Annotated in this window: 25 protein-coding genes; 6 read left to right on the top strand and 19 right to left on the bottom strand. The window is 48.2% G+C overall.

Annotated features, from left to right (window positions below; translation table 11 throughout):
- Positions 1 to 111 precede the first annotated feature (111 nt).
- From ACPUEK_RS01830 to ACPUEK_RS01855, 6 genes are all read right to left on the bottom strand, one after another.
- Positions 112 to 1,014: a phosphotransferase enzyme family protein gene (locus ACPUEK_RS01830; RefSeq protein WP_425642118.1), complete on the bottom strand. Its 903-nt coding sequence runs from the start codon at positions 1,012 to 1,014 to the stop codon at positions 112 to 114.
- A 130-nt stretch (positions 1,015 to 1,144) separates the two neighbouring features.
- A complete protein-coding gene (locus tag ACPUEK_RS01835) occupies positions 1,145 to 1,948 on the bottom strand; it encodes an SDR family oxidoreductase (protein ID WP_067216003.1) in 804 nt (267 codons plus the stop codon).
- 1,099 nt (positions 1,949 to 3,047) lie between these two features.
- Positions 3,048 to 4,538, bottom strand: a complete 1,491-nt coding sequence (locus ACPUEK_RS01840; protein ID WP_425642119.1) for a transporter substrate-binding domain-containing diguanylate cyclase — start codon at positions 4,536 to 4,538, stop codon at positions 3,048 to 3,050.
- 442 nt (positions 4,539 to 4,980) lie between these two features.
- A complete protein-coding gene (locus ACPUEK_RS01845) occupies positions 4,981 to 5,346 on the bottom strand; it encodes a VOC family protein (RefSeq protein ID WP_425642120.1) in 366 nt (121 codons plus the stop codon).
- Positions 5,347 to 5,423: 77 nt separating this feature from the next.
- Positions 5,424 to 6,122, bottom strand: a complete 699-nt coding sequence (locus tag ACPUEK_RS01850) for a helix-turn-helix transcriptional regulator (protein WP_425642121.1) — start codon at positions 6,120 to 6,122, stop codon at positions 5,424 to 5,426.
- Positions 6,123 to 6,375: 253 nt separating this feature from the next.
- Complete coding sequence (locus tag ACPUEK_RS01855; protein ID WP_067038611.1) at positions 6,376 to 6,567, bottom strand: DUF3185 family protein; 192 nt, start codon at positions 6,565 to 6,567, stop codon at positions 6,376 to 6,378.
- A gap of 359 nt (positions 6,568 to 6,926) precedes the next feature.
- Here ACPUEK_RS01855 and ACPUEK_RS01860 point away from each other — a divergent pair, with 359 nt between their 5' ends.
- Complete coding sequence (locus ACPUEK_RS01860) at positions 6,927 to 7,949, top strand: alpha/beta hydrolase family protein (protein WP_425642122.1); 1,023 nt, start codon at positions 6,927 to 6,929, stop codon at positions 7,947 to 7,949.
- A 46-nt stretch (positions 7,950 to 7,995) separates the two neighbouring features.
- Here the strand turns inward: ACPUEK_RS01860 and ACPUEK_RS01865 are convergent, their stop codons facing one another.
- The 12 genes from ACPUEK_RS01865 to ACPUEK_RS01920 form a co-directional block, all read right to left on the bottom strand.
- The gene (locus ACPUEK_RS01865; protein WP_425642123.1) at positions 7,996 to 8,682 is read right to left on the bottom strand and encodes a DUF4336 domain-containing protein; all 687 of its coding nucleotides are present in this window, start codon (positions 8,680 to 8,682) and stop codon (positions 7,996 to 7,998) included.
- A gap of 44 nt (positions 8,683 to 8,726) precedes the next feature.
- A complete protein-coding gene (locus ACPUEK_RS01870) occupies positions 8,727 to 9,245 on the bottom strand; it encodes a hypothetical protein (protein ID WP_425642124.1) in 519 nt (172 codons plus the stop codon).
- Entirely contained in the window at positions 9,209 to 9,754 is a 546-nt protein-coding gene (locus ACPUEK_RS01875; RefSeq protein WP_425642125.1) for a hypothetical protein, read from the bottom strand. Before ACPUEK_RS01875 ends, ACPUEK_RS01870 begins: the two co-directional genes overlap by 37 nt.
- Positions 9,755 to 9,903: 149 nt before the next feature.
- A complete protein-coding gene (locus ACPUEK_RS01880) occupies positions 9,904 to 10,440 on the bottom strand; it encodes a hypothetical protein (protein ID WP_425642126.1) in 537 nt (178 codons plus the stop codon).
- A gap of 72 nt (positions 10,441 to 10,512) precedes the next feature.
- Positions 10,513 to 11,001 carry a hypothetical protein gene (locus tag ACPUEK_RS01885; RefSeq protein WP_425642127.1) on the bottom strand — a complete coding sequence of 163 codons (489 nt, stop codon included), beginning with the start codon at positions 10,999 to 11,001 and terminating at the stop codon, positions 10,513 to 10,515.
- The gene (locus ACPUEK_RS01890; RefSeq protein WP_425642128.1) at positions 10,998 to 11,180 is read right to left on the bottom strand and encodes a hypothetical protein; all 183 of its coding nucleotides are present in this window, start codon (positions 11,178 to 11,180) and stop codon (positions 10,998 to 11,000) included. Before ACPUEK_RS01890 ends, ACPUEK_RS01885 begins: the two co-directional genes overlap by 4 nt.
- A 1,317-nt stretch (positions 11,181 to 12,497) precedes the next feature.
- On the bottom strand, positions 12,498 to 13,226 hold the full coding sequence (locus tag ACPUEK_RS01895; protein WP_425642129.1) for a spermidine synthase: 729 nt from the start codon (positions 13,224 to 13,226) through the stop codon (positions 12,498 to 12,500).
- Between the two features lie 216 nt (positions 13,227 to 13,442).
- Positions 13,443 to 13,769, bottom strand: a complete 327-nt coding sequence (locus ACPUEK_RS01900; protein ID WP_067220594.1) for a hypothetical protein — start codon at positions 13,767 to 13,769, stop codon at positions 13,443 to 13,445.
- Positions 13,770 to 14,092: 323 nt separating this feature from the next.
- Complete coding sequence (locus ACPUEK_RS01905; protein WP_425642130.1) at positions 14,093 to 15,865, bottom strand: ABC transporter permease subunit; 1,773 nt, start codon at positions 15,863 to 15,865, stop codon at positions 14,093 to 14,095.
- A gap of 15 nt (positions 15,866 to 15,880) precedes the next feature.
- Complete coding sequence (locus ACPUEK_RS01910; RefSeq protein ID WP_425642131.1) at positions 15,881 to 17,413, bottom strand: ABC transporter substrate-binding protein; 1,533 nt, start codon at positions 17,411 to 17,413, stop codon at positions 15,881 to 15,883.
- A 20-nt stretch (positions 17,414 to 17,433) separates the two neighbouring features.
- The gene (locus ACPUEK_RS01915; RefSeq protein WP_425642132.1) at positions 17,434 to 18,228 is read right to left on the bottom strand and encodes an ATP-binding cassette domain-containing protein; all 795 of its coding nucleotides are present in this window, start codon (positions 18,226 to 18,228) and stop codon (positions 17,434 to 17,436) included.
- Positions 18,225 to 19,064: an ATP-binding cassette domain-containing protein gene (locus tag ACPUEK_RS01920; RefSeq protein WP_425642134.1), complete on the bottom strand. Its 840-nt coding sequence runs from the start codon at positions 19,062 to 19,064 to the stop codon at positions 18,225 to 18,227. The genes ACPUEK_RS01915 and ACPUEK_RS01920 overlap by 4 nt, the downstream gene beginning before the upstream one ends.
- Before the next feature lie 165 nt (positions 19,065 to 19,229).
- On the opposite strand from ACPUEK_RS01920, the gene hutC reads away from it, so the two are divergent.
- The gene (hutC, locus tag ACPUEK_RS01925) at positions 19,230 to 19,985 is read left to right on the top strand and encodes a histidine utilization repressor (RefSeq protein WP_425642135.1); all 756 of its coding nucleotides are present in this window, start codon (positions 19,230 to 19,232) and stop codon (positions 19,983 to 19,985) included.
- On the opposite strand, the gene ACPUEK_RS01930 is transcribed toward hutC, so the two are convergent.
- A complete protein-coding gene (locus tag ACPUEK_RS01930) occupies positions 19,986 to 21,383 on the bottom strand; it encodes a formimidoylglutamate deiminase (protein ID WP_425642136.1) in 1,398 nt (465 codons plus the stop codon).
- Positions 21,384 to 21,671: 288 nt separating this feature from the next.
- On the opposite strand from ACPUEK_RS01930, the gene hutU reads away from it, so the two are divergent.
- Genes hutU through hutG form a run of 4 tightly spaced genes read left to right on the top strand, consistent with a single transcriptional unit; the run spans position 21,672 to position 26,971 of the window.
- The gene (gene hutU / locus ACPUEK_RS01935; protein WP_425642137.1) at positions 21,672 to 23,357 is read left to right on the top strand and encodes a urocanate hydratase; all 1,686 of its coding nucleotides are present in this window, start codon (positions 21,672 to 21,674) and stop codon (positions 23,355 to 23,357) included.
- Between the two features lie 13 nt (positions 23,358 to 23,370).
- Entirely contained in the window at positions 23,371 to 24,906 is a 1,536-nt protein-coding gene (gene hutH / locus ACPUEK_RS01940) for a histidine ammonia-lyase (RefSeq protein WP_425642138.1), read from the top strand.
- Between the two features lie 14 nt (positions 24,907 to 24,920).
- Positions 24,921 to 26,147: an imidazolonepropionase gene (hutI, locus tag ACPUEK_RS01945; RefSeq protein ID WP_425642139.1), complete on the top strand. Its 1,227-nt coding sequence runs from the start codon at positions 24,921 to 24,923 to the stop codon at positions 26,145 to 26,147.
- Entirely contained in the window at positions 26,144 to 26,971 is an 828-nt protein-coding gene (gene hutG, locus ACPUEK_RS01950; protein ID WP_425642140.1) for an N-formylglutamate deformylase, read from the top strand. The genes hutI and hutG overlap by 4 nt, the downstream gene beginning before the upstream one ends.
- Positions 26,972 to 26,976 lie beyond the last annotated feature (5 nt).

The raw sequence follows: 26,976 nt of genomic DNA on the forward strand, positions 1-26,976 counted from the left end.
ACGCCAAGTTCACTCGCAATATATTCGATTGCCTAATTGCCGTGAAATGGAGCTTGCGAGCTTGGCAATTCGGGCAGCGATAAATTGTCGGGTGGAACTTTTTGTTATGCACTACTCTTCTCTAAGATTCTGAGTGGCTAACATATCACCGATGTCCCAAAGGCTTCTAAGATGACCTAAATCTTGCAAACTATCTCGTTCTTCCTTACTAAGTGGACGCCTGCTCTCATAGCCCTCAATCATTGAAGCTTTTTGAGCCTTTGGAAGCCCATTAGATATGGCTAGATCATATGCACGCCAACCGTAAGCGCAATGGTCAAAATCAAAGATTGTAAGCTCCTCGCCTCGAAAATGTATATTACCTAAATGCATGTCAGCGTGAATTATTCCAAACTTGTCTCCATCTGTTCCAATGCTTTTAAGACGATTAATATATGACTCTATCGGTTGTAGTTTCCCTAAAACGTATTGACCTCGCTTTATCAATTCGTGGGGTTCAGCACAATCCTCTCCTTCAGAAATTAATCGCAAAGGTTCTTCTACTAAGTATTTTAAATCTAGCTTATAGCGTGTGTATTGGGATTCAAAAGAATTAGATTTAAGATGCAAATTCGCTAGCGCAACCCCCATTCGAAAGCTTTGCGCTTCGGTTACAGAATCTCCACTAATTGGAAATCCCTCAGCGTACTGAAACAATGCAAAGACTTGTTGCCCATTTTTGGTTTGTTCTGCCCCTAGCAATTCTCCTTTTGCAGTCGGTATTGCAGCGGCTACCGGCACATCATTTTCATGTAGATGTTTGATTAAGCTTAATTCAAATCTAAAATCGTCCTCGGATTCAATGTAGTATTTATCCTTTGAATACACTCGAAATACGTATTTCTCGCGCCCGACTTCCAAGACATAGCTGTCATTGAAACCGCGGCGAAGAAACATACAGTAGTCAATATCACCCAAATTATAGTGATTTTTTATGATATCTAGAACTTCATCAGATGTTAGTGGCGTGTTCATAATAAGTCTATCCAACAGTTGCTCTTAGTTTTTGTATAACGCTCAGCTCAACTGCGTAGTAAGCCGGCGGGATTTTTGGAACAAAAAGCGTGGCAGTTTGCGGAGTCAGATTGCAGCTGCTTGTTATACGCTATTCTTGTGATGGTGCCGCCGCACTACCTGCTAAGATACCACCATCTACGTTTAGCTCAATTCCCGTAACATATTTTGATTCATCAGACGCCAAATATAAGGCTGCATACGCTACGTCTTTAGCCTCACCCATAGTGCCGAGAGGCACATCTTTAGCGATGCCTTTAATCGCGGCTTTTCTTACTTCTCCTTCACCTAACATCGCATCCCAAATTGGAGTTAAAATTGCACCTGGGTGTATAGAATTGCAGCGAATAGGGTAACCTTTTTCTGCGCAGTATAAGGCCACTGTTTTAGTGTGATTCCTTATCGCAGCTTTACTTGATGCATAAGCCGCCGCTCCCGGAATGCCAACCATACCCGAGCGAGATGATAAATTTACAATACTTGCTGAAATTGAACCTTTCATTAATCTGATGGCCTCTTTACAACCAAAAGCAACACCATCTAAATTGACACTATGTACTTTGTTCCAGCTATCAATATCTAAATGTTCTGGGTCATGTGGGCCTGAAGTCTCAAGAAACCCTGTGATTCCGGCATTATTAATTAATACATCCAGTTTTCCATATTTTTCTAAGATATAGTTACTGGTTTCTTCCCAATCCTTTTCACTTGAAACATCTAAATGATGGTACTCAGCCTTACCACCAATATCAGTAGCAACCTTTTGGCCTAACTCATCATTAATATCACTAAGGATTACGGTGGCACCTTCTTCACAAAAAAGCTCTGACACCGCCTGACCGATACCTCTAGCTGCACCAGTTACTAAAACAATCTTATCTTTCAATCTACCCACGATCTCTCCTATAGCGTATACAGCTTAATAGTGCGCATGCGTGTTTAGGCGGCTCCAGAAATCCCAAATCAAAATTTCTAATGATTTGTTTTAAAAACATTTTTCTGGCTTATCCCATAGAAATTCAAAACATGAAATCGAGAATGCGCGTTATATCAGTTGTCCACAGCACGTTATTCTGACTGTGTCATTGGTTAGTTATTGATCTTAATACACTTTCGCTGACACCTCTATGACAGACCGAGAAACTGAACGGTATTCAAATCATAAAAATGCGCATTCGATTTGATAAAGCAAAAATAGACTGTATATTTATACAGTCCAATCAAATGGGAGCTAGCGAGGTTAGAGCGTTTCTTTCTTTTTTAGCAACAGAACAAAGCTATCGCTTTGATCGCGGATACAAGCCGCTCGTACGCGGCATATTAGCGATATTCCAAATTGTTTAATGAGCGCTGACGCGTCGAAGAATGAGACATGGCGCAAGCGAATTAAACACATGGAATAGAGTCTGCAATAAGGTTAATGAGCACCAACACTGGAGCACTAGTAACCAAGAAGGAAGGTTGCCTAGATTGCGGCGTTGATTCCCTCGCGCAGCGAGGTCTTACAGGTCGCGGCACGGAGTGCGCTCCTACGTGAGGTTCAATGCTGCAGGGCAAAGCTGTCGCTTTGATCGCGGATACAATTCGCTCATACGCGGCATATTAGCGATATTCCAAGTTGTTTAATGAGCGCTGACGCGTCGAAGAATGAGACATGGCGCAAGCGAATTAAACACATGGAATAGAGTCTGCAATAAGGTTAATGAGCACCAACACTGGAGCACTAGTAACCTAGAAGGAAGGTTGCCTAGATTGCGGCGTTGATTCCCTCGCGCAGCGAGGTCTTACAGGTCGCGGCACGGAGTGCGCTCCTACGTGAGGTTCAATGCTGCAGGGCAAAGCTGTCGCTTTGATCGCGGATGGAATCCGCTCATACGTGGTAAATAGCGATTTCACATGTGTTTGATTCGCGCTCTTTTAAAAAATAGATAAGGTCGAAGAATGACATGGCACAAGCGAATTAAATACGTGGGATAGAGCCTGCAAAGCAATGATTAGCCAGCGACAAGCTCTTGCGAAACGGCCACACGGTTACGGCCCGCTTTCTTTGCCTGATACATAGCCATATCCGCCCTATTTAACAATTCGTCAAACTTTTCAGAGTGCTCCAGAGACGCCAAACCGACGCTAACCGTTGCACTGTACCAAGTATTTTCGACACATTGGATAGGCTCTTTTTCGACACATTGCCTTAGCTGTTCAGCCACTGAATGTGCCTCTATGTGGTCGATCATTGGAAGGAGAACCACAAACTCTTCGCCGCCAATGCGACCGATATGACCGATTTTCTTGACCTTCAATATATCGCTACAGACATTTACAATAGCCCTGATCACCCGATCCCCCACTTCATGACCGTATTGATCATTCACTTGCTTAAAGTGATCAATATCCATCAGCAACACACTAAAGGGTTGTCCTTCATCAAGACACTTTTGATAATCAGTTTGTGCGATTTCCAAAATAGCACGGCGATTGTAGGTGCCGGTTAACTCATCGGTCGTGGCCAGATTTTTTAGTTCTTCTTCTATCTTTTTTTGCTCTTCAATTCGCTGAGTGAGCCGCTGCATATTCACTGCCGCTCTTTTCCGCCACCCCCAGCCAAATAGAACCAATACAATAACCATCAGAGCGCCAGCCATGGCGATCAACATATAGTCTTTCGTGAATTTCCAGCCATCTGATGAATCTAAATTAATCCAATAACGATATATATCTCGTTTCTGCAACGCCGTAATGCTGTCTAAGCTTTTTTGCATAATGGACAACAACGGTGCCCAGTCATCTCTTACTGCGAAGCGTAAATTCCATTCAAAACCTGACTCCCCGATTACTTTAAGATTCGTCAGACCATTTTTTTCAATATAGTAAATAGCCGCCGCGTTGTTCGCGACAATGGCATCGGCTGCCCCATAAGAGACCATCCGCAGCCCAGCCTCTATATCCGGGACACCTAACGCATTGAGTTGCGGGTAGTTCTCTTGCAAATGTTCATAGGATGCGTAATTTTCGATACCGACGACTTTTTTGCCTACGAGCGCCTCTATTCCGTCACCGGCAAACTCTTGACGCACAATAATCACCGCGGGCAAGCGTATATAAGGCTCGGTAAACTGCATATACTGACTACGTGCTGCGGTTTTCTCAGCAGCGCCCCACATATCTATTCCACGCGAGCGCCCTTCAGACATGACTTCGCCCCAATCCTTAAGCTGGACGATCTTTAGCTTCTGCCCTAGATTGAGTTGTTGGTCGATTATTTTAATAAAGTCAGCCGTAATACCTTGATATTCGTTATCTTCATTAAAGAATTCAACTGGGGGGAAGTTGGGTGCGGGTGCAAAGCGAATCACAGGCTGTTGATCCAGCCATAGTCGTTCTTCAGGCGTTAAGATATCCTGTCCATGGGATGTGCCTGCCAGACTGATTAGAAGCAGAAATAAAAGCCCCAACCGATTCCTAATCAAACATGTACGTCCCTTCATAACATCCCTATGCACAAAATATCCGCTGCTCAATTTACGAGCATTAAATAACCATCCCTTATAGTAATTCAATGACTGCCTATTGACCATCCCAGAAAAAGCACTCGACCTACAATTAACGACCAACTTTACGCAAGCGCTTCAACATGTGTTTGAATCGAGCATTTTTAAAAACAGATAAGATCGAAGAGTGAGACTTGGCGCAAGCGAATTAGACACCTGGAATCGAGCGATACTAAGGTTTAAATGTAGGCCCCATTTCTACTTGATAGGAAATACCCAGTTTGATTTGTCCGCCGAGCGTTTGGGTGCGCGAGTAATACGCCACCCAATCTCCTGCACTCAGGCGTTTCAATGGCCATGCTTTGCCATGGCACACCTACATAAAGCATTACTCTAAACCACTGGCGACATGGTCAGCACTGGCAGAGCGCGCACTGATTCATACAGACAGTCTCATCAAACGAAGACGATGGCCATCGGGATCGGTCATCATGAAAGTCTCGCCAAAGCTCAGGGTTTCAATGGGTTGAATCGGCTGCAAACCGAGTGACTGCCAACGACGCCATTGTGCTTGCAGCTCATTTAGACTGCCGACGTTTAAGACGACTTCAGCGCCACCGGCCGAGGCATTAGTCGTGGGGATCACTTTATCCTGTTGCCACAAACGCAAAGATTGCCCTACGGGCGTGACAAACAGCGCAAAATCATCGGATTGTCTGGTGGGTGGCTGCTCGAGAATCTCGCTGTATAGCGCGACGCTTTGGGAAAGGGATGCGACATAAAGTACGAAACCACTTAACATCATATTGATACTCCATTCTGTATTGAGAAGAAGTACAGCATAAAACGCCTGTGCGTCAGTTTCTGTCAGTAGGGTTTTGCTTAAAACGGCAGCGGTTTAGGAATCTGTTGTTGCTCGTACCATTGATTCATCAGCGTACGCCGAGCTGTTGGGTAGCGAGCTTGGTCCTTGACGACTAAGTCGTACAATCGGTCCACACGAAAGTGGCGGAAGTCTTGGCGCGTCTCACACCAAGCAATCAACATGAGCGCGGTTTGAAAGTAGCCCAGCGCCATCGGCCACACCACTCGTTGGCTGTTACGCCCTGCTTGATCTTGATATTGAAACTCGATTTTGAATTCAGCTTGCAGTGCGGCACGCAAACACGCCACATTATCATCATCTGCCAGAGACGCAGCAGGGCCGACCAATAGCGTGTTGTGCGTCACCTCATCGGCTAAATCGTCCGGCAACTCAGACAGCACTTTGCCCAAACAAGCCGCCGCACTGTGTGCCAGCTCAGGGTCTGCCTGTCGGGTGACCCAGTGCATGCCTAACACCAACGCTTCTAATTCTTGTGACGTAAAATTGAGAGGCGGTAACCAAAAGCCCGATGCCATTTGATAACCAACACCGGCTTCGCCTTCGATCTGCGCCCCTTGCTCTTGCAGGGTCGCAATATCGCGGTAAATACTGCGTACACTGACATTAAGCTGCTGTGCTAATTGGCGTGCAGTTATCGGACGACGGCTTTGACGCAACAAGTCCAGCAAGGTTAACAAGCGCTTTGAGCGACTCATGACCACCCTTCTAGTATTTCGTAATAGCAATTAGGCTTCACTGCATCTGCTTTTCATTCAAATGCGCTACGTTTTATCATACTGATCCGCTACAAAAAAATCGGTCAGTAGCCCCGAATACGCTTTGTCTTTGACCAGCTTGCGACAGGGTTAGATTACATCGATGCTTAAACATTACATGAGCCAAGCCTGCGTTTAGCTACGTTAGAGTCAGAAAAAATGTTGTTTCAACTGACTCTAACGAGCGGTCGTCTTACTTGATTCTTAACAAGCCAATGCCGATACAGACAGCACCGCCAACCATGCCGAGCCAAGCCTCAATAGGCGTGTCTCCGCTCAAAGCTCGATCAATTTGCGACCCTGCGGCGTCATAAACGTTGTATCCCCATAAAGCTAAGGCCGCGCCAACAGCGATCAATATAATCCCGATAATTTTGTTATTCATAATAATTCCTCAGCCATAAGTGATGCTCGAACACGAGCGTCTAACATGTTTGACGTAAGCGCATGTTCTACAATACACGCTTCGCCCTCCGTGACACCTTATTAAACAACTTAGGCTAATTCGCGCTTAGTGCCAAGGCTCACGCAAGCAGCTGGGCCCATTAGACATTTTTTTACTTGCTGCCTAACCAATGCGACTCAATCGTGCTTAAAAGAATTACGATCATCACGATTTAGCACCGCTTTCACGTCCTATATCGGGTTTGAGGACGTCCTAAGTACGGTCTTAGGACGCCCCCATGCTGTGTTTCACTAATAGTTGAGGCTACTTACCGTGTTAACACTAAGGAGTCACCCGCGATGAAATACCTTCTAATCCTGATCAGTTTTTTGTTTGCTATGGAAGTGTCTGCCAGCAGCCCCTCTTATCAAGTGGGCTTTACTCAAACTCAGATTGGCAAAGAGTCCGACCGCCCTGTGCCAGTGACCCTCTGGTATCCAACCACAGACCAATCGCCCATCACTCAAGTCGCTGAAAACAGCGTCTTCCTTGGCACCTCGGTCATACAAGAAGCCACCCTGCAAGCAGGACGCTTTCCGCTGGTACTGCTCTCCCATGGCTACCGTGGTAGTTGGCGTAATTTAAACTGGCTAGCAACGCGATTGGTGCAAGATGGCTACATTGTGGCTGGCGTTGATCACATCGGAACCACCTTTTATAGCCATGACAAAGCAGCGGCACAGCAATGGTGGCAACGACCACGAGACCTCACCCGCACATTAGATTGGCTGCTGGCGAGCCCCACTTGGCAAGACGCTATTGATCAACACCGCATCAGTGCTATTGGCCATTCCCTAGGTGGTTGGACGGTTATGTTACTTGCAGGCGCTCAGACCGACCCAGTGCAGCTGTTAGCGCAATACAACCGCTACCCTAACCCTAGAATCACAGCCGTCATTGACGAGATGGACCTGACACAAAAAGCGCCTTCTGACGCATCGAATTTACAGGACTCTCGTATTCAAAAAATCGTCTCACTGGACCTTGGTCTCGCACGAGGATTATCGACTGACAGCTTAAAAACCCTCTCAACGCCAGCGTTATTACTGTCTGCCGGCATTGATATCGGTGACTTAGATGAGAAGCTGGAAACCGGCTTTTTGGCCGAGCACATTCCGCTTTTAAAACGTCGCTACAAAACCTACAGCGAAGCACTGCACTTTAGCTTTATGCAGCTCTGCAAAGAAGGTGCAGAAGCCATTTTGGAAGAAGAGTCACCAGGAGACAGCATCGTATGCCGAGATGGCGAAAGCACACGTCCTGCACTTCACGATGACATGTACCACGATATTTCAGCGTTTTTGCAGCAAGATTCGTATTAAGAAATAAGGGTTAACCGCGAGACTGGCAGGGTTATTCAAGGGCTTGCTACAGTAACCATTTGAAAGACCTGTGTAAGAACCTGTCCGTCTCTTCGCTGACAATTTCCCCATGTGCCATTACCAATACTTGAGGGTTCCAAGACAACACTTTATTAAAGTGTTTTCGGGCTTTCGCCCTACCAAAGATAAAACTTAACCGCCAATCCAAAGGTGTCTTGCCATTCGGCGCTAAAATACCCGCACCTTTCGCCACCACACGTTGACAGCCGTTAAACTCATTCCCCGAGAAGTTCTCTACCAAGTCCGTCACAATCAACGTACCTGAGCCTTTATGATAAAACACACACTCCTCCATCAATGGCGAGCCAGTAAACAACTCATGCTCAATGTCTGAATCCCAAGCATAACGTTGTGAATTATTCAGCGGCGCATGAAAAGACAAATCACTGCGTTTTTTCATCACCCCATCTGTGCCATAAACCTCTGCATCAGGGTAAGCCGCCATCCATTCAGACAAGAATAAATGGTGTAATTGATTCGGCGAGATTAAGTATTTAACGCCGCCCAAACTGTCCACCTGCTCCATAATGGACGCCGACAACTTGATCGGACTGTGAACCCAAAGATCGCCACTAGACAACCTAACCACCGTCATCCGCGTGGAATAAGGCAACCCAAAGAACGGCACAGACTCGCCATCAAAAATCCAAATATCATCGGCTAACATCTTCATGCTCTTCCCATCCTATCGATGTTCAAAGTGACATTATTGACTTGTTAACTGCTAAACTCAGTGACACGCCACAGCTCCCCTGATGGCCCCCAAAGATAAATGACCTTTCCCCAAGGCTCCGATTTGATTGGCTCAAACCTGATATCAATGCCCTTTATTTTAGATATAACATCAAATGCCTCTTGAATATCTGACACGATAAGCTGAAGCATCAGATTTTTTGCAAATTCCTCATTGAAAAATCTTTGCAGAAAGAATGTACAAGGGCCTTTGCTAAAAATAGTTAAATCATCACTGGCAGGCTCCATTTGAAATCCCAACGCCTTGTAGAATGATTGGGATTCTTCGTGATCCTTACTCGGGATAAACACCCTTAAATCACTTGGTTGCATGATCGTCCTTTGGGGAGTTAACGCCGCGTTAAGGGGTGAGTGCCGCACAAACCAACCTTCCGCAGACACTTTCACCACCAAAACTCGCCGCATACCAAAATGCCACGCGGCATGAATCTCTCTTAAACGCTTTGTTATGAGTTTGATGGCACATTTGTCGATAAAAGACATCTTATTTCACGAATTGCTTCATCTTTTGTTGCTGTCAAAGCAAAGTACAAGTCACTAGGGATTTTTCCATTTGATGACTCAGAATAAATATTTATACCGAGACCCAACAGATCTTTAGCTAAATGATCAAGACGTTCGGGAAACAAAATTCTATTTTGATGATAGAAAGCACGTAACTTGAGGACTAGGTTATGGAGTTCTTCTCTTGCTTCTGGCTTTGAAATTCCGTCATTAAGTCTGCCTTCTATAGCTAAAGCAATCCCATACAACTCGATAATTGCATCGGCTTGTCGTTCAAAAATGCCCCCATATGAAACTTGAAGCCTTGTGCGCTCCTTCTCCAAGTTATCTTTGAAAATAGCCATTTGAACATCTGCTTTTGCTTGCAATTGTGTTGCATGTACTTTTAAGTCTTTGTCCAAAATATGCTTAACTATCGAACGTATCAAATATGCTATTACCCCAAGTAATACAGCACTCGACGTTACTGTCGTGATTACTTCTTTCATTAATAGCTCTGACATTCATACCTCTGAAGGTTAACTTCTGGAAAACTCATAACGCCCAATTAACAGGCAAAAATAGTGAGCTAAAATAGGAATGAAGTGATAAAAACCCGCTGTTTTTTGTCCTTGTTTATTTCTTTTTATGCTACTAATTACGCAGAACCAACCTTATAATTTTTAGCTTTTTCATTAAAGGTAATTTCAATATGTTTAGGATAATCATTTCCAACACTCTCTAACATTTCTACTAAAATTTTTAGCTGAATATAATACAGTTTTTTCTTTTTAGCCCTGTCTGATGCAATGTAAAAGCCAACAAGTGATTTACCAAAAGGAAAAAATGGTGCAAATATAGAGCTATGAATAAATTGGTTACATATGTCCCAATAGCTAATAGCTTCTTTTTGACCTGCATACAAATCGTAAAGCTCAGAAAATTTATGCTGATTTAATAATGTAATAGGCTTATCGTTTGCAGGATATATAGCTAATTCAACTTTAGTGTTTTTTATAGCATCAGTAACCTTATTTGACTCCATCAATTTTCTCAGTGCAAACAAGCCCAGGAAGACTTCTTTTTCTAAAGTGAACAGAGATCTTTCAGACCACTTTTTTTGATTATACCTTTTCGCCAATTTTGCTGCGATTTTTAAACATTCTTGTTTCCAAGGTACAGAATCTGAAATCAATGCCAATCTCCATTAAGTAACATAACGCCCAAAGCATGCGCGGCGCTTTTTCCGTCGCACTGCCTTTGCTTGTTATACCTTTTCACTAGTTGCACCCAAACATGCAAACTCACTTAGTGGCAATAATTTAAAATCATTGACTCTAGTTCGGTGGAACGGTTGCCCACCACCTAAAAAACCTGCAACTTTAGGGTAGCTAACTCCTAGCTTTTCTAGAATATTTTTACTTGTCTGATTTGACTTGAGCATCCCTGCCCACAAAACCTTGGCAGCTAATGGCCAATTTAAGTTTACAGGAGTACAAAGCGCTCCCTCTAGCTGAATGAAAGCAAGCTCCTCCTTTAAAGAATATTGATCAGCTTGAAATTCAAATTCAAAATGTAGCCGTTCATTGTCTGATTCAATATGTCGCCAGCATATATACAACCCTCGCAATTGGCAGTCATCTATAAAGAAACCGTCCGGCCCAGTGAATGCGTCAATTATCGGTTTTAAACAATTATCAATATCGGATCTTGCATCGGTTTCATACCTGTTTTTGGCCGGAAGTAGCCAAGTCACATTAAGTATTTAATCTCCTTTAACTGCTCCCTTATTGCATTGAGATACTCGTCACGAACAGCCTTTTTTGATTGTACTGAGGCAGGTGATCCAAGCACCTCAAACTCCGCCCTACCAAACGGCGAAGGTAAGGCTCCAGAATTTGCCAGATCTAATTCTTCTATTAGTTCATCGCTCATAAGTTGTCCGGTCTACTGTAGGTATAACAATTAAGGGTTATACGGCAGCGTAGCTGCGGGTATAACCCACTGTTGAACGGCTGAGTTGTCTATATAGAGGATTTGCTTTTTTCATGGTGGGACGTCCCTGTTAAATAACTCGCTAAGCATCAGAGTCTGTTTGGACTATGCCGCTTCAGATCGTCTTTGATCGCCGCTATGTTGGTTCATAATGTACCCTTTTGTAGCGTGATTTGACCAGAGAGGCAAGCGCTTCCCTCAGACTTTATGATCTGATCTATTTTTATACCCTGACCTCACTAAGTGCTAACGCCACCGCCATATACAACTTTTCATGCTTACAGCATCTGTTCCTAGCCTGCACATCATCTGGATAGTGCAAGCCTCGAATCTTCTGACTTAGTTTATTAGCGATGTTCAATGCTGTTTAATGAGCGCTGACGGTCGAAGAATGAGACATGGCGCAAGCGAATTAAATACATGGAATAGAGTCTGCAATAAGGTTAATGAACACCGACACTGGATCAAGTTGTCTAGTTGCGATGCGAATTCCCTCGCGCAGCGAGGTCATACAGGTCGCGGCACGGAGTGCGCTCCTACGTGAGATTCGATGCTACAGGGCAAAGCTGCCGCTTTGATCGTGGATACAATCCGCTCATACGCGGCATTTTAGCGATGTTCCATGTTGTTTAATGAGCGCACTCTTTGAAGTAGATATGGTCGAAGAATGAGACATGGCGCAAGCGAATTAAATACATGGGATAGAGTCTGCAATAAGGTTAATGAACACCGACACTGGAGCACTAGCAACCTAGAAGGAAAGTTGTCTAGATTGCGGCGTTGATTCCCTCGCGCAGCGAGGTCGTACAACTAAACAAAGCTGCCGCTTTGATCGCGGATACAATCCGCTCGTACGCGGCATTTTAGCGATGTTCCATGTTGCTTAATTCGCGCACTCTTTAAAGTAGATATGGTCGAAGAATGAGACATGGCGCAAGCGAATTAAATACATGGGATAGAGTCTGCAATAAGGTTAATGAGCACCAACACGGGAGCACTGGCAACCTAGAGGAAAGTTGTCTAGATTGCGATGCGAATTCCCTCGCGCAGCGAGGTCGTACAGGTCGCAGCACGGAGTGCGCTCCTACGGTTCGGATGCTGCGGGGCAAAGCTGTTGCTTTGATCGCGGATGCAACATGCTCATACGCATAAGTAGCGATACTCCATGTTGCTTAATTCGCGCTGACGTGGCCGAGGCACGAGGATTGCGCAAGCGAATTAAACACATGGAATAGAGTCTTCAAAGCGTTTTGTACTTTATCGAATCGGGCGTTTGCAGACGTAAACCGAGTTGGTGGCGATGCCGCCTTGGAATGGGTTTTCAAACGGTACTAAGTGGGATTCGACGGTTTCAAATACGGTCTTCAACAAGGCAATGAAGTCGTCTTCCGGTGGGTTCTGCGACCACATGGCAAATACGCCATCTTCAACCAGTTGGTTTGCCATTAAGGTCAAGTTCGCGGTGGTGTAAAACCCAGCGTTAGCAGGGTTGAGGTATTCCGTTGGCGAATGGTCGATGTCTAATAAAATCGCGTCGAACTTTTTGCCGGCGTGCTGCGGGTCGAAGCCTGTCTCTGGGGCCGTGGCCAAGTCAAAGAAGCTGCCTAATACATAGCGGTTACGAGGGTCGGCGTTAAGCACTTTGCCCAAGGGCACCATTTCTTGTTGATGCCAATGAATCACAGTTTCTAACGCGTCCACGACTAACAGCTCAGCAATGCGTTCATCGGCCAAGGCTGCTACCGCGGTGTAACCTAACCCCAAGCCACCCACGACGACTTTTAGTTGCTCGCCTTCTACCTGCGCCAAACCTAGCGTTGATAAAGCTTCTTCCGCCGCGACAAACATGCTCGACATTAAAAACTCTTCGCCCAGTTTCACTTCATAGATATCACGATCCCCCAAAGCAGGGATACGGCGCTTACGCAGGGAAATTTCACCTAACGGCGAGTCTTGGCTGTCCAGCTCTTCAAACAGAAGCGACATATATGTGATCCTAAAACAGGTAAATGGCTGACTAGTATACGCGTAATTCCAGATTCATACTTGAACCGTCATAGCGTGAGGCCAAACCAAGTAAGACATAAACTCGTCAAGGAAGTATTTGCAAGATGGCGATAAGGACTGGTGACCGAGGTTATGACGAAAAAGCCCCCTATGACGCGTACCATAGGGAGCTTTTTAAAAAATCAGATCACTTAATTACTCTTGCGTAATTTTATTCCAGCCGTTCCAGAATCCCGGCGTTTGGTAGCAGATGTAGTAGGTGCCATCTTTTCCACCTTCTTTGGTGTAGGCAACCACTTGGATTTGGCCATTTGGATTGGTACACGCTTCGACACGCGTCGCATTTGTCAGTGGCTCATTGCTGCCAGTCTTGCTGCACGTGCCCTGTAACGGTTGCGGCTTAGACCACTGGGTTTTGCTTGAATCATCAAGTTGCCATGTGTGCATTACTGTGCCGGATTCATCAATATAAAACGCTTCTACTTTAGAGTCCGCATTGGTTGCAATAACGTAATTTTCCATTGTTCATCCTTCCTATATTGATTGCCCCTACTCTTGTCGCTTTTCAGGTCGCGCGGCATTTTTGAAAGTTATGCTCTCTGTTCGTTGGTGTCCTGTTCAATCCGTTTTTAGCCAATCCATTTGACCGATATGAAACCCGAACTTCGTCCTTTCGATACACCCTATGCCTTCGACGTTAACGTACTAACTAGGAGATTCCAACAGAGTGCTTATTTCATTAGCACTATTTACTTTAATGCACGTTTTTCGCACGTTATTTAAGGGCTGACCAACGCTCTAAAGTCTAAGAAGGTGAACCTTAGAGCGGTTTGCCGCCGATACTGTTATCGACGGTTGCCAAATGCACTAGCGGTGCTGACGGCCAATACCGATAGCAATGCCAAGGCGCTTACAGGGGCTAAGACAACCCAGTAGCTGCGCTCAATATAGGGTAAGCCTTCCGCTAAAATACGCCCCCATTCTGGGCTTGGAGGCATAGCGCCTAAGCCTAAGAACCCTAACGATGCCAACGTTAAAGCGATTCCGGGAACGCGTAACATCGCATGACGTAACAGGGGTTTAATCACCGCAGGAAACACGTAAAAAACATTGCGACGTATCACTCCCACGCCGATTAATGGCAGCATTTGAACATATGGGCGCGCTTTCACTTCGGCCGTAAGTGCTGAAGCATGGGCGGCCAACGGCGCCCAACTGACTAAAATCACAGCAATGGAGGCACCCACCAGCCCAGGACCATAGACAGCCGCGACCAATAGGCCGCTCAAAATCGGTGGCAATGCATTCGCGACTTCAATGGGACCAGCCATCAAACGAGGGAACTGCCCAATAACAAAGCCCAAAAGCAAAGACACCAACGCCACGACGATCGCTAACACACAGGTGTAGAAACTGCCGTGTGCTAAGCGTGCTAACAAATCACGCCCCATCGCATCGGCACCAAACGGTAGCGCCAACGACGGTGCTTGTAAGCGCATAAATTCAACCGAATAAGGATCACGTATGATGCCAGCGCAAGTCATAACGACCAATAACAGTAAACACAACACGGGGATCAGACGTGTACTCTTGGCCAGAATGACATCCGCTTCTTTTGGAATCGGCATGGCCCCCTGACGCAATGCTTGACCGAGAATCATCGCCTTCAAGACATTCACCAGCATACCAATAAAGAAGGCAAACACGAGCATGAACAACACGCCCAGCTGCAAGGATGGCACGTCTTTCGACACCGCCGCTCCAAGCGTTGCACGACCAATGCCAGGGATGGCGAAGATTTTCTCAATGGCCACCACACTGCCCGTCAGTGCCACAATCGTCAGTCCAATCATGGGCAATACCGTGGTCAGGGCACGGCGAAGCACCGCTAAAACGATGTGCCACCGACTCACACCGGCCACACTCCACGTGGCGACCCATGCCTCAGTGAAGACTTGTGCGATATTGTCGGACAATAGCCGTCCTAGGTAACCCGCGGTGGGAATCGCTAACGCTAGCGCGGGTAAGACCACATACGAAATGCCTTTCCAACCATACGTCGGTAACCATCCTAGCCACACTGAGCCGACCAATAACAACATCGAAGCCAAGACAAATTCGGGTAAGGCCGTCAACAGCACCGCGAATGCGCCACTGCTACGATAGGCCTGACCTCGCAGGCCACGTCGGATGGTTGGGATACACAGTAACAAAGCCAGTACAAACGACACGCCTAAGGCAAACCCCATCAGCGTCAAGGACACCCCTGCCGCGCTCAACATATCGCCTAATATAGGCTTTCCGGTGACCCATGACACGCCAGCATCACCATGCAGTAGCCCCTTCAGCCAAGACAACATCAGCGCCATCGGACCTTGATCTAAGCCCAAGGATTCACGAATCGCGTTTAAGGTCTCGGGGGTCGGATTTTGCTCTGAGTAGCGCGCCCGCAATAATGCCAACGCGGGGTCTTGGCCTGATAGCCAAGGCAGCATTGCCACCACGATGACCATCCCCATAAGGGACAGTAATCGTGAAGACAAAGTAAAGGCCCAAGATTGGTCAAGAGGTAAGGTCTTAACCGCTGCTTGTAACGTCGTTTGTAGTCGAGCTTTCATAGAAATGCTAAACGCTTATTTCGCTGAGTCAGAAGACACAAGATGAGTTTGCGTTGAAATAATCAAACGCTCGCGGGGATCCGAAATGGCCTCTCTAACACGCTTTGATTCGCCTTGAATCACACGCTCGTGCAATAGGGGAATGGCCGCATCGCTTGCCAAGATCAAACGTTCCGCTTTCATGATGGCTTTTTGACGCGCTTCACCAGCGGGTAACACAGACGCCGCCTCAATGGCGTCATCGATCGCCGGGTCACACAACTGCGCTAGGTTATAGGAACCTTCACACGTGAAGTCGCTCGACATGTAAGCAACGGGGTCACCAAGATCCAACATGGTGGCACGCGACAAGATGAACAAGTCAAATTTACCTGCCAATGCATCCTGTTCAATTTGCGAGTATTCACGCACATCTTGCTTGACGGTAAAGCCCGCTTCAGTCAATTGCTGAGCCAAATACACCGCCACTTCAGGAAGTTCAGTTCGGTCGGTATAGGTACCCAATACAATCTCCACGCCCTCTGGATCAGAAGGGGCAACCGGCGCTGCCACCGGTTGACGTAGTTTTGCCGCCCAAGGTAGCGCTGGCCCAAGCAAACCCACACCGATGTCAGCACGAGACTCGTAAACATTATCAATCAGCTGCTGACGGTCAAGCGCTTCACGCACCGCTGCGCGCATGCCCGCATCCTTCATGACGCTGCTGTTCATATTCGCATACAGCGTATTGGTACGCGGCATCGCAACTTCACGAATCATAGACGGATCCAGCAGCGGAGCTTGCGACACTGGAATCGCCTCAACCACATCGGCTTCCCCAGTGCGCAACGCCGATGCACGCGCGATACCATCTGGCACGAAGCTCACGTCAATACCCGCCAGTTTGGCTGGCTCGCCCCAGTAGCCATCAAAACGATCGACCGTGGCTGTGCTTGAGCCATTTAATTTGACCAGACGAAACGGGCCTGTTGCGGTACTTTCAGGGTTGATCGCCCCGTTTTCACCGTAAGCGCTTGGCGCTAAAATGGTGAGCTGCGGGCTGCTTAGACGTTGCGCCAATAGCGGGTCTGGCACTTTACTGCTGACGATGACCGCGTTGTCACCATCGGTTTTCACGGTCCAATCCACACCGTCTAGAATGCGTGGTTTTGGCGCGGCGTTCGCCGCCCTATCAAGCACATTGGCCACGGCGCTTGCATCCATTTTCGTGCCATCATGAAACATAACGCCTTCTCGTAACGTAATGCGCCAATCATTCGGTGTAATCTGCTCCCACTCGGTCGCCAGTTTAGGTTCTAACGTGCCTTCGGCATTTAAAAATACTAAGGTCTCACCAACGCTCCAACGGGAGAATTTAAAGGCATCATCACTCAATGGCGACAGGCCTGTACGAGGCGTCAACAACATCGCCAGCTTCAAACGGTCGTCTTGAGTTTGAACGGCGGCATCGGCGCTCTGTTTCGCGTCTTCACTTCCGTCAAAACAGCCCGTTAATGCTGTGATAGACAGCGCAAGCGCCATCCACGACCAGGTTTTCTTTGGCTTCATGAAAATTTCCTTTGTTTAAGTTAGTTCGATAATAAAGAAGAGGGTTGCCATGCATTGGCATGAATGGTCGGCACCGCCTCGAGAAGGCGTTGGGTATAAATATTGTTCGGTGCTCGCAAGGCATCGACGGTGGGCTGATCTTCGATGATGCGCCCTTGCTGCATAACGAGCATGCGGTCACATAACCCTGACACCATGGAAATATCATGGGTGACCACCAACAGCCCCATTTGATTCTCATCGCATACCTGCGAAAGCAGAGCTTTGACTTGCTCACGTAACGGGAGATCCAAGCCACTGGTGGGTTCATCCGCCAGAAGAAATTTAGGTTTGATAATCAGAGCACGGGCTAACGCAACACGCTGGGCTTGCCCCCCCGACAGCTCTCCGGCTTTTTGGGCCAGTACAGAATGTGGCAACTCCACTTGCTCTACCGCGCGCTGCAACATAGCCATATCAGGGGTGCCCAGCTTAAGCCGCTTGATGGGTTCAGACAGTAAAGTGGCGACAGTTTGGTGTGGCGGTAAGGCCGTATGCGGATCTTGCGGAATGTACTGCACTAACTTGCGATAATGATTCATCGGGCGCCATGGCTTGATGCTTATCAGCTCGCCTTCGCAATGAATCTGACCTGACCGGGCTTGAATCACGCCGAGCACGAGCTTCAGCAAAGTGGATTTGCCACAGCCGGACTCCCCAACTAAACCGATGCGCTCTTGCTGACCGATGTTCAAGCTCAATGGTGGAATGATATCGGATGCTCGGTCACGGCCATAACGCAGTGCTTCCAACTGTAAAAAAGACACCTGACTCATGCGTTAACAACCTTTTTTGGGGGTTGGGCCATGTCCGAAAAGACTTGTTGGGCCGCCGCGACCAAGCTTTGGGTGTAGGGATGTTGTGGCGCACTCAATAACTGCGCTAACGCACCTTGCTCTACGATCTTTCCGTTCTGCATCACGATGGCACGGTCACACAGTTGCGCGGCAACACTGATGTCATGGGTGATAAACAACAACGACAATGGGCTGCCGTGTAACTGTTCAGAGTGGGTGCACACATGATCGTCACAACATTGACGCAAGACTTTAATGACTTGCTGCTGACTCAGCACATCCAGTGCGGTGGTCGGTTCATCGGCAACCAGTAAGTTTGAGCCACTAAGCAGTGCAAAAGCGATGCATAAACGCTGCCGTTGGCCACCCGATAATTCAGAGGGCAAACGCGCGAGTAAGGACTCTGCGTCTTTCAACTGCATTTGCTGTAGCAGCGCTAGTAACTCGTCGCGCGACTGAATATTGGTACTCAGCGACAACTGCTTGCCCACACTCATCAATGGGTTCAACGCACTGAACGTATCTTGAAACACGGTAGCCACACGGGCTTCGGCACGACGCGCTAATACTGGCTGTCGTGCCACAGGCAAACCATTCACAATCACATCACCGGCTACCTCAATGTACGGCGCGACCGTGCCGTTGATCGCCCGAGCCGTTAGCGACTTCCCCGACCCCGATGCGCCTATCAAACACACCCGCTCCCCTTCATACACCGAAAAGCTGATGTTATCGACCAGCGTTTTCTGGTCTAAAGACAGGGATAGATTACGCACGTCTAGTACGCATTTTGGGTCTAAGTGGGTAGATGACATGGTATGAATGTATTTACGTGTTTTGATAATGTTATAACATATCAAAATAATCCCTTTTGAGAAAGATTATATTTACGCAATTGCATTGGCCATCATCGTGCTCTATTTTCCAACGGCCCATTTGGAGTACCATAATGCTTTCGTTGAATTCTTGGATAGCGCACTGTGTCGAAACCTGAAAACCCGTTACTTGAGCATTTATTCGATGGCTTGGACGATACACCGCAGCCGATTTATGCGCGCTTGAAACACGCGATCATTCAACGCATTCAAAGCGGCCATTGGAAGGCAAAACAACGGGTGCCATCCGAAGCGGAATTCGTGCAGGGTTTAGGCGTTAGCCGCATGACGGTTAACCGTGCTCTGCGTGAGCTGACGGCGGAAGGCATTCTTACGCGTCAGCAAGGCTTAGGCACGTTTGTGGCGGAGAAAAAGGCGCATTCGGCCTTATTTGAAGTGCATAACATCGCTGAAGAAATCCGTGAACGTGGCAATCAGCATCATATGACACTGCTGTTGCTGGAGTCTGGCAAGGCGACTGTCGAAGAAGCCATGATGCTTGGACTACGGACTGGTCATGCTATCTTTCGCTCCGCAGTGCTGCATTTTGAAAACGATTTGCCCATCCAGATCGAAGAGCGCGTCGTCAATGCGTTGATGGCGCCGGACTACCCTACGCAAGATTTCATTCAGCACACCGCCTACGAGTATCTCATGAGCGTCGCCCCCATGACGGAAGGAGAACATTTGGTAGAAGCCGTGATGCCCAGCAAAGAAGAAAGCCAACATTTGCAGATTGAAACAAGCGAACCCTGCTTGCAAATTCAACGACGCACTTGGGCGGGCGATGATATCGTCACCGCCACACGCTTATTGCACCCTGGTTCACGTTTCCAGCTGTTTGGCCATTTTGGACGCTAGTTAAGCATCGTATATCACTCTTTTAATAACGTTAGCGAAATCGCGACGACTCTCCGCTTCTTGTTCATGGTGAAAGTCTTTTACCACCTGCTTACCGAAGACAAACACATCTTTGATAACATTGTCTTGGCAGGCAAATAGCCAGCGGTTAAGCAGATCGTGCGATTCACTGGCGGCGATAAACGGATGCGTGTCATCCAGCACCATAAAGTCCGCCCGACTCCCTGTCTGTAATCCAAGCGTCACGTCACAGGCTTGGTTGCCGCCGTGTAAGGCTTGGTCAAATAAGTAATCGCCAACGTGTGGCTGGGTGACGCGATACAATCGGTTACGTTGTTGATCACGCAAACGCTGGCTGTATTCCAAAGTGCGTAACTCTTCCACGATCGACAAACTCACATGGCTGTCAGAACCAATTCCCCAGCGACCGCCAGCCTGCTCAAACGCCACCCCGGGAAAAATGCCATCGCCAAGATTCGCTTCCGTGGTCGGACACAAACCAGCGACGGCGTTTGAGCTCGCAATGGCCTGTAACTCGCTGTCATCCAAATGGGTGGCATGCACTAGGCACCAACGGCTATTTAAACCAATGTGCTCTTGCAGCCACGCCACGGGGCGCTGACCGCTCCATTGAACACAGTCTTGCACTTCTTTTTGTTGTTCGGCGATGTGGATATGCACACGAGCCTGTTCTGGTGTGGCCTGTAGCACGGCTTCAATTTGCGTCTGTGTCACCGCTCTTAATGAGTGGAAACAGACGCCCAATTGATGCTGCGGTTGCGCGATCAGCAAAGCGTCACAGGCTTGATATAATGCTAAATAGGCATCGGTGGAATGAATGAACCGCGCCTGCCCAGACGTCGGCGCTTGTCCGCCGAAACCTGAATGACTGTAAAGCACCGGCAACAAGGTCAACCCGATGCCTGAATCGTTCGCGGCTGAAAGCAGTTGCTGTGCCATTTCAGTGGGATCGTGATACGGCGTGCCACCGGTTTGATGATGCAGATAATGAAACTCCCCAACTTGGGAGTAACCCGCTTTGAGCATATCAATATACAGCTGCTTGGCGATGATGCGCGCGTCTTCAGGCGTCAGTTTTTGCACGACCTTGTACATCAGGTCACGCCAGCTCCAAAAACTATCATTCGGATTCAAGCAGACTTCAGCGGCCCCCGCCATCACCCGCTGAAAGGCGTGTGAATGCACATTGGCCACGGTTGGTAATACCGGACCTGAGAGAAGCGTCGCGTCTGCCGGACATTTTTGATCGGATTGCACCGAACGGATAACCCCCGCCTGAACGTCCAACACAACATTGTTTGCCCATCCGGTCGCCAACCAGGCACGCTTAGCGAAGTACAGGTCACTCTTTGTAGGCTTGGTTTTCATCTCGATCATAATCCTGTCCAATAAAAGCGATAAGAAAGAGTGTAATAGAGCCTTTAATGTATATACAAGTAAAACAAAAGCATCCTATGAATATAAATCCTTAATTAAAATTATAACTGTTTGTTTTATTTGAAATAAACCTAAAAAATTACGTTTAACATTGATGAATAGCTCATTTATTCATAAAAAATGTCCGTGAAATACTTGCATACCTCCCTTAAAAGCACTAATTTCAATACAAGCTTGTATATACATCTAATAACAATTAAACAGCCGTATTCATTGTAGGAGTGGTTCATGTCACAACCTAATCATCATACCCGTCATCGCTCTGGCGTGATCAAAGCCGCTACCGGCACCCAGTTAACCGCTAAATCGTGGCTCACCGAAGCGCCACTGCGCATGTTAATGAATAACCTAGATCCAGATGTGGCGGAGAACCCAGAAGAGTTGGTGATCTATGGTGGCATTGGCCGCGCCGCACGTAATTGGGAAAGTTACGATAAAATCGTTGAATCCCTCACCCAGCTAGAAGAAGACGAAACCTTGCTGGTTCAGTCGGGCAAGCCGGTAGGCGTATTCAAAACCCACAGCAACGCTCCGCGCGTTTTGATTGCTAACTCTAACTTGGTGCCCCACTGGGCTAATTGGGAACATTTCAACGAACTCGACGCCAAAGGTTTGGCGATGTACGGTCAAATGACGGCGGGCTCTTGGATTTACATTGGCAGCCAAGGCATTGTGCAAGGCACCTATGAAACGTTCGTGGAAGCAGGTCGCCAGCATTATGATGGTAAACTCGCAGGTCGCTGGGTACTGACCGCAGGCTTAGGCGGCATGGGCGGCGCACAGCCCCTTGCCGCCACCTTGGCGGGTGCCTGTTCATTGAACATCGAATGTCAGCAAAGCCGTATCGACTTCCGCTTACGCACTCGTTATGTGGACGAGCAAGCGACCGATTTAGACGATGCCATGGCACGCATTAAGCAATACACGGCCGAAGGTAAAGCGGTGTCGATCGCCCTCTGTGGTAACGCTGCCGATATTCTGCCAGAGATGGTCAAGCGTAGTATTCGCCCTGATATGGTGACCGACCAAACGTCCGCGCACGATCCGCTTAATGGTTATTTACCGATTGGTATGAGCTGGGAAGAGTACCGCGACAAAGCACAAACGCAGCCTAAGGAAATCGTCACCGCTGCGAAAAAATCCATGGCGAAACACGTACAAGCCATGTTGGATTTCCAAAAAATGGGCGTACCAACATTTGATTACGGCAACAACATTCGTCAAATGGCGATGGAAGAAGGCGTCGAAAACGCGTTTGATTTCCCGGGCTTTGTGCCCGCTTATATTCGTCCCTTATTCTGTCGTGGCATTGGCCCGTTCCGTTGGGCGGCACTGTCAGGCGATCCCGAAGACATTTATAAAACTGACGCCAAAGTAAAAGAGCTGATCGCTGACGATGAGCATTTGCATCACTGGCTTGATATGGCGCGCGAACGCATTCAATTCCAAGGTCTGCCAGCCCGTATTTGTTGGGTCGGACTGGGACAACGGGCCAAACTTGGCCTCGCTTTTAATGAAATGGTACGCAGTGGTGAATTGTCTGCGCCTATCGTGATTGGCCGAGACCACCTAGACTCAGGGTCTGTTGCCAGTCCAAACCGTGAAACCGAAGGCATGCAAGATGGCTCCGACGCGGTATCAGATTGGCCGCTATTAAACGCGCTTTTGAATACCGCTTCTGGCGCCACATGGGTGTCGCTGCATCACGGTGGTGGCGTGGGTATGGGCTTCTCACAACACTCCGGTATGGTGATTGTCTGTGATGGCAGCGACGATGCCGCTGAACGCATTGCGCGTGTACTGCACAACGACCCAGCAACAGGCGTTATGCGTCATGCCGACGCAGGCTATGACATTGCCATCGACTGCGCCAAAGAACAACAACTTAACTTGCCAATGATCACTGGCCAATAATTCGAGGTAGACCATGTTTGAATTAACCTTACAACCGGGCAAGTTAAGCCTAAACGATTTGCGCCAAATCAGCCGCCGTTCGGTCAAGATACAATTGGACGAAAGCGCTATTCCGGCGATTAATGCCAGCACCCAAGTGGTCAACGATGTAATCGCACAAAACCGCACGGTTTATGGCATTAACACAGGCTTTGGCCTACTGGCCAATACCCGCATCGCCCCAGAAGATTTAGACGAGCTGCAACGCAGCATCGTGTTGTCCCACGCCGCTGGCATCGGCGCACTGATGGACGATCAAACGGTTAAGCTGATCATGGCACTTAAAGTAAACAGCCTAGCACGTGGTTTCTCGGGCATCCGTTTAAGTGTGGTTGAAGCCTTGATCACCTTGATCAATAAACAAGTTTATCCATGTATTCCGAAAAAAGGCTCCGTGGGCGCGTCCGGCGACCTAGCACCATTGGCACATATGAGCACGGTGCTCCTAGGTGAAGGCCAAGCCCGTTACCAAGGCGAAATCCTATCGGGTAAAGCGGCGCTCGCCATTGCCGGATTAGAACCCATTACCTTAGCCCCGAAAGAAGGTCTAGCACTGCTGAACGGCACCCAAGCGTCCACCGCGTTTGCCTTAGAAGGTCTGTTCCAAGCCGAAGATTTGTTTGCTTCGGCTACCGTGTGTGGTGCTTTAACAGTGGAAGCCGCGCTCGGCAGCCGTAGCCCATTTGACGACCGTATTCATCAAGTGCGAGGCCATCAAACACAGATCGACGCCGCGACCGCCTATCGCCATCTATTGGGTGAAACGAGCGAGCTGGGTGATTCCCATGTGGGCTGTGAGAAAGTCCAAGACCCCTACTCGTTGCGCTGTCAGCCACAAGTTATGGGCGCGTGCTTAGAACAAATCCGCAGTGCTGCCAACGTGCTGTGCGTAGAAGCCAACTCTGTCTCGGATAACCCGTTAGTATTTGCCGCTGAAGGTGACATTATTTCTGGGGGGAATTTCCATGCCGAACCCGTGGCCATGGCCGCCGACAATCTCGCGTTAGCCATCGCCGAGATTGGCAGCTTGTCTGAGCGTCGCATGGCGCTGCTGATCGACAGTAATCTAAGCAAATTGCCACCATTCTTGGTCGATAATGGCGGCGTTAACTCAGGTTTTATGATCGCCCAAGTCACCGCCGCGGCATTGGCCAGTGAGAACAAAACCTATGCCCACCCTGCGTCGGTTGACAGTCTACCGACCTCTGCTAACCAAGAAGACCATGTGTCCATGGCGACGTTTGCCGCGCGTCGATTAAACGACATGTCGGAAAACACCCGTGGCATTCTCGCGGTGGAAATCTTATCCGCGGTGCAAGGGTTGGATTTTCGCGCGCCGTTAAAGTCATCAGAACGACTGGAGCTGGCACGCGCTACGTTAAGAGCACGCGTACCGTTCTACGATAAAGACCGCTACTTCGCACCCGACATTGAAAAGGCGAATAACTTGCTTAAAGAAGCGACTCACAATGACAGTATGCCTGAGGGTTTACTGCCAAGTTTGCATTGATCTAAGGAGCCCACATGACGCAATCGGACGACCTCATGCAGCTCGACAGTTTATGGCGCGGCGTGCATGTCGCGACCATGAAAGACGGTCAATACAGTACGATAGAGAACGCCGCCATCGGTGTGCACGGCGGCCGTATTGCGTGGATTGGCCCCGCCGATCAGTTGCCGCGCTACCAGACTCAGCAAGAGCACGATATGGCAGGGTGCTGGGTCACGCCTGGGCTAATCGACTGCCACACACACTTGGTATTTGGTGGCAATCGTGCGGGTGAATTTGAACAACGCTTAAACGGTGTCAGCTATCAAGACATTGCCGCCCAAGGAGGCGGCATTGCGGCTTCCGTTAGTGCTACGCGCGCCGCCAGTGAAGCAGACTTGGTGGCCAGCAGTAAACGTCGCTTGCAAAGCTTAATGCGTGATGGCGTCACTACAGTTGAGATCAAATCCGGCTATGGCTTGTCCCTTGAAAGCGAGCTAAAAATGCTGCGTGTCGCAACCACATTAGGCAATGAACTGCCCGTCACGATCAAGCGTACCTGCTTGGCAGCCCATGCCATGCCCCCAGAGTTTGATGACAAAGATCGCTACATTGATTATCTCTGTAATGACGTGTTGCCGAAGGTCGCCACGTTGGGCATGGCCGATGCCGTCGACGCTTTTTGCGAGCACATTGCGTTCAGTCCCGAGCAAGTCGAGCGTTACTTTCAAACGGCAGATAAATTAGGCTTGCCGGTTAAACTCCATGCGGAACAATTGTCAGCCCTAGGCGGTAGTACCATGGCTGCGAGGTATCAAGCGTTATCCGCCGACCATCTGGAATTTATCACTGAAGACGATGTCAAAGCCATGGCCAGCGCCGGTACTGTGGCGGTGTTATTGCCTGGTGCGTTCTATACGCTAAAAGAAACCCAACGACCGCCAATGAGCTTGCTGCGTGAGCACGGTGTCAAAATTGCCATTGCCACCGATGCCAACCCAGGCACCTCGCCGGCGCTGTCATTGCGCTTAATGATGAACATGGCCTGTACACTGTTTGGCATGACACCCGAAGAAGCCTTAGCTGGCACCACCTTGAACGCCGCTAACGCTCTGGGTATGGCGCACACGCATGGATCGTTAGAAATGGGGAAAGTAGCCGATTTTATTTGCTGGGATGTAGAAAGTCCGGGGGAATTGAGCTATTGGTTAGGAGGCGATATCGTGAAACAACGTATTCAACAGGGAATCATTAGCTCATGACACCATTCAGTCCAACGCTCGACCATGCGCCATTTGAGTTTCGCCAAAGCGAAACCCCTCTGCTTGTTAGCATGCCGCACTCGGGGTTAGAAGTACCAAATAGCATTGTCGATGGATTAACAGAACAAGCTAAAAAACTGCCTGATACGGATTGGTATATCCCTGAGCTGTATGGTTTTTTAGAGTCTTTAGGTGTCGGTGTCATCAAAGCCAACTATTCTCGCTATGTCATTGATCTTAACCGACCGCTTGATGACAAACCCCTGTACCAAAGTAAAACGACGGGGCTGTTTCCGAATATTTTATTTGACGAGCAACCCATCTTCGAAGCCCATAAAAGCCCAACAGAGGCTCAGCGAGCAGAGTTTAAAGAACATATTTGGCAGCTATACCACACCACAATCGCCATGGAGCTGGCACGATTGAAAGCCAAGTTCGGCTACGCCATCTTGTTCGATGCTCACAGCATTGCCGCCCAAGTCCCCATGCTGTTTGAAGGGACACTGCCTGATTTCAACTGGGGCACCAACCAAGGCGCATCCTGTGATCAAGCCCTACTCGACGCGGTACTCGACACCATTGATCCAAATTACTCCGTTGTCTCTAATGGGCGCTTCAAAGGCGGTTACATTACTCGACACTTCGGCCAACCGGAGCAAGGCATCCACGCGATTCAGTTAGAATTATCACAAGCAACTTACCTCAATGAAGAGCAGGCTGCACAGAGCATTTACCATCTGGATAACGCAAAACTGCCGGACATACAGAAACAGCTTAAAAGGGTTATTGAGGCATGTTTAGGGACAAGGTTCGACGCTATTTAAAACAT

It is taken from the genome of Marinomonas gallaica, from assembly GCF_049821165.1.
Taxonomy (GTDB): Bacteria; Pseudomonadota; Gammaproteobacteria; order Pseudomonadales; family Marinomonadaceae; genus Marinomonas; species Marinomonas gallaica.

Excerpts from the sequence above, each read along its gene's own strand:
- ACPUEK_RS01865 (WP_425642123.1), bottom strand. The coding sequence starts at position 8,682 with ATGAAGATGTTAGCCGATGATATTTGGATTTTTGATGGCGAGTCTGTG.
- ACPUEK_RS01850 (WP_425642121.1), bottom strand. The coding sequence starts at position 6,122 with ATGAGTCGCTCAAAGCGCTTGTTAACCTTGCTGGACTTGTTGCGTCAA.
- hutH (WP_425642138.1), top strand. The coding sequence starts at position 23,371 with ATGTTTGAATTAACCTTACAACCGGGCAAGTTAAGCCTAAACGATTTG.
- ACPUEK_RS01860 (WP_425642122.1), top strand. The coding sequence starts at position 6,927 with ATGAAATACCTTCTAATCCTGATCAGTTTTTTGTTTGCTATGGAAGTG.
- ACPUEK_RS01920 (WP_425642134.1), bottom strand. The coding sequence starts at position 19,064 with ATGTCATCTACCCACTTAGACCCAAAATGCGTACTAGACGTGCGTAAT.
- hutU (WP_425642137.1), top strand. The coding sequence starts at position 21,672 with ATGTCACAACCTAATCATCATACCCGTCATCGCTCTGGCGTGATCAAA.
- ACPUEK_RS01870 (WP_425642124.1), bottom strand. The coding sequence starts at position 9,245 with ATGTCTTTTATCGACAAATGTGCCATCAAACTCATAACAAAGCGTTTA.
- ACPUEK_RS01845 (WP_425642120.1), bottom strand. The coding sequence starts at position 5,346 with ATGATGTTAAGTGGTTTCGTACTTTATGTCGCATCCCTTTCCCAAAGC.
- ACPUEK_RS01840 (WP_425642119.1), bottom strand. The coding sequence starts at position 4,538 with ATGAAGGGACGTACATGTTTGATTAGGAATCGGTTGGGGCTTTTATTT.
- ACPUEK_RS01830 (WP_425642118.1), bottom strand. The coding sequence starts at position 1,014 with ATGAACACGCCACTAACATCTGATGAAGTTCTAGATATCATAAAAAAT.
- ACPUEK_RS01900 (WP_067220594.1), bottom strand. The coding sequence starts at position 13,769 with ATGGAAAATTACGTTATTGCAACCAATGCGGACTCTAAAGTAGAAGCG.
- ACPUEK_RS01930 (WP_425642136.1), bottom strand. The coding sequence starts at position 21,383 with ATGATCGAGATGAAAACCAAGCCTACAAAGAGTGACCTGTACTTCGCT.
- hutG (WP_425642140.1), top strand. The coding sequence starts at position 26,144 with ATGACACCATTCAGTCCAACGCTCGACCATGCGCCATTTGAGTTTCGC.
- ACPUEK_RS01875 (WP_425642125.1), bottom strand. The coding sequence starts at position 9,754 with ATGAAAGAAGTAATCACGACAGTAACGTCGAGTGCTGTATTACTTGGG.
- ACPUEK_RS01855 (WP_067038611.1), bottom strand. The coding sequence starts at position 6,567 with ATGAATAACAAAATTATCGGGATTATATTGATCGCTGTTGGCGCGGCC.
- ACPUEK_RS01905 (WP_425642130.1), bottom strand. The coding sequence starts at position 15,865 with ATGAAAGCTCGACTACAAACGACGTTACAAGCAGCGGTTAAGACCTTA.
- ACPUEK_RS01890 (WP_425642128.1), bottom strand. The coding sequence starts at position 11,180 with ATGAGCGATGAACTAATAGAAGAATTAGATCTGGCAAATTCTGGAGCC.
- ACPUEK_RS01910 (WP_425642131.1), bottom strand. The coding sequence starts at position 17,413 with ATGAAGCCAAAGAAAACCTGGTCGTGGATGGCGCTTGCGCTGTCTATC.
- ACPUEK_RS01915 (WP_425642132.1), bottom strand. The coding sequence starts at position 18,228 with ATGAGTCAGGTGTCTTTTTTACAGTTGGAAGCACTGCGTTATGGCCGT.
- hutI (WP_425642139.1), top strand. The coding sequence starts at position 24,921 with ATGACGCAATCGGACGACCTCATGCAGCTCGACAGTTTATGGCGCGGC.
- ACPUEK_RS01895 (WP_425642129.1), bottom strand. The coding sequence starts at position 13,226 with ATGTCGCTTCTGTTTGAAGAGCTGGACAGCCAAGACTCGCCGTTAGGT.